This window comes from Paracoccus sp. (in: a-proteobacteria) (genome assembly GCF_047973135.1).
Lineage (GTDB): Bacteria > Pseudomonadota > Alphaproteobacteria > Rhodobacterales > Rhodobacteraceae > Paracoccus.
The window spans coordinates 1-2,202 of sequence record NZ_JBKEBL010000252.1 but is presented as its reverse complement, the minus strand read 5'-3'; the positions used below and the strand labels follow the sequence as shown (position 1 = coordinate 2,202).

The 2,202-nt window shown below is 64.4% G+C and carries 2 protein-coding genes; both read left to right on the top strand.

Going from position 1 to position 2,202, the window contains the following annotated elements; genetic code table 11:
* Positions 1 to 352, top strand: a 352-nt coding sequence (locus tag ACK5L9_RS18925; RefSeq protein WP_416913010.1) for a hypothetical protein, incomplete at its 5' end; no start/stop codon positions are given.
* Between the two features lie 9 nt (positions 353 to 361).
* A partial coding sequence (locus ACK5L9_RS18920) for a 4Fe-4S binding protein (RefSeq protein ID WP_416913009.1) occupies positions 362 to 2,202 on the top strand: 1,841 nt, incomplete at its 3' end.

The following is a 2,202-nucleotide window of genomic DNA, read 5'->3' as shown; positions in this document are numbered from 1 at the left end:
GGCCGGGGTTTCGGCGCGTCAGGTGGCGGCTTTCGACGGAACCGCGATGATCATCTGCGGCGATGAAGGTGCTGCAAGGGTGGTGCTGCCCGATGCCTATGGCCCGCCCCGGCCTGCGGAAAACTGCTGCGATTGTCCCTGCTGCCTGACGTCTCCGGCGCTGACGCCGGTTGCGGCGCAGGTCGTCGTGCCCGGGGGGGCGATCTGCTGGCAGGCGTCCTGGCCCGCGCCGGGCGCGCATCCACCGTTGCGGCAGTTGCGCCCGTGGTCGCGTGGTCCTCCGGCGCGGATGGGGGGCAACGTTGCGGCCTGCGGCATCCTGTCAGCCGATTCCCGCCACGTAACGTCCTGAGGCCCCCGGATGCGCTTTCTTCTGCTTGTGATATTTGTTGTTCTGGGCACGTTGCCCGTGGGGGCCGAAACGGTTCTGGCCCGTCTTTTGCCCGACATTTCCGCCAATGCGCTGGTCGAGGGGGCCGATGCCTTTGGTCCGATCCGCGAGGATGTGCCCATCGCGCCGGTGATGGCCGCCGGGCAGAGGGTTGGCTGGGCCTTTGTCACATCGGATTTCGTCTCGACCACCGGCTATTCGGGCAAGCCGATTCACACCCTTGTCGCGGTGGATGACGACGCGAAAGTGACTGGCGCGCTGCTGGTCAGGCATTCCGAACCCATTGTGCTGATCGGTATTCCCGATTCGAAGATGAAGGCTCTGGTCGCGAATTACCGGGGGCTGGATTTGGTGGCCGAGGCCGGGGCACACGGGTCAGCGCATGATCTGGACATTATTTCCGGTGCGACAGTCACGGTGATGGTGATCGACGATTCCATCGTTCGGGCCGGGTTGAAGGTCGCGCGCGCGCTTGGGCTGGGCGGGCTGGCCCCGGCGGCCGATCAGGGGCCAAAGTTCCGCCTGAACCCCGAGGCACAGGCGGCGACGGACTGGCAGGCGCTGCAAGGCGACGGCACGATCCGCAGCCTGACGCTGACCGTGGGCGAGGTGAACGAGGCTTTTGCCGCGCTTGGCGATCCGCGTGCGGAACGACGCGCACTGACCCAACCGCCCGACTCTACATTCATCGAAATGGATGCGGCGCTGGTGTCCCAGCCTGCAATCGCCCGCGTCTTGCTGGGCGAGGCCGAGGCGCAAAACCTGTCCGGCTGGTTGGCCGAGGGCGACAATGCCGTCACGATCTTTGGGCGCGGTCTGTACAGTTTCAAGGGGTCTGGCTATGTGCGCGGCGGCATCTTTGACCGGATCGTCCTGATTCAGGACGATGTTTCGGTGCGGTTTCGCGACCGAATGCACAAGCGTATCGTAACGGTCGCCACCCCCGGCGTGCCCGCGCTGGACGAGGCCGATCTGTTCAAAATTCCGGCGGATTCCGGGTTCGACCCGGCCGGGCCCTTCAGCATTCAGTTGCTGGTCCATCGCGATGTCGGGCCGATCGAAAAGCTGTTCACCACCTTTGATCTGGGCTATCAGCTTCCCGAGAAATTTCTGCTGGAAATCGCTCCGCCACCCGCAGCGAAGGCGGTCGAGGCGGTGGCGGATCAGGACGAGGCGCTTGCCCATCAGGCGCTGTGGCAGCGGATCTGGACTGACAAGCAGGGGCCGATCCTGATCACCGCCGCGCTGTTGGCGGTGCTGACGGCGGCGTTCTTTTTTCAGACTTTCGCGACGCGCAATGCCCGCAGCTTTCTGCGGTTCCGCATGGGCTTTTTGCTGGTCACGCTGGTGTTTCTGGGCTGGTACGCCAATGCACAGCTTTCGGTGGTCAACCTGCTGGCGCTGTTCGGCGCGGTGGCAACCGGCTTTAGCTGGCAGGCCTTTCTGCTGGATCCGCTGACCTTCATCCTGTGGTTCGCGGTGGCGGCGGCGCTGCTGTTCTGGGGGCGGGGGGCTTATTGTGGCTGGCTGTGCCCCTTTGGCGCATTGCAGGAAATCACAAACCGCATTGCCCGCGCCTGCCATGTGCCGCAATGGACCCTGCCCTGGGGGTTGCATGAACGGCTGTGGCCGCTGAAATACATGATCTTTCTGGGGCTGTTCGGGGTCAGTCTGGCCAGCATCGAACAGGCCGAGCATCTGGCCGAGATCGAACCCTTCAAGACCGCCATCGTGCTGAAATTCCTTCGCGCGTGGCCCTTTGTGGCCTATGCGGCGGCGCTGCTGATCGCGGGGCTGTTCGTGGAACGGTT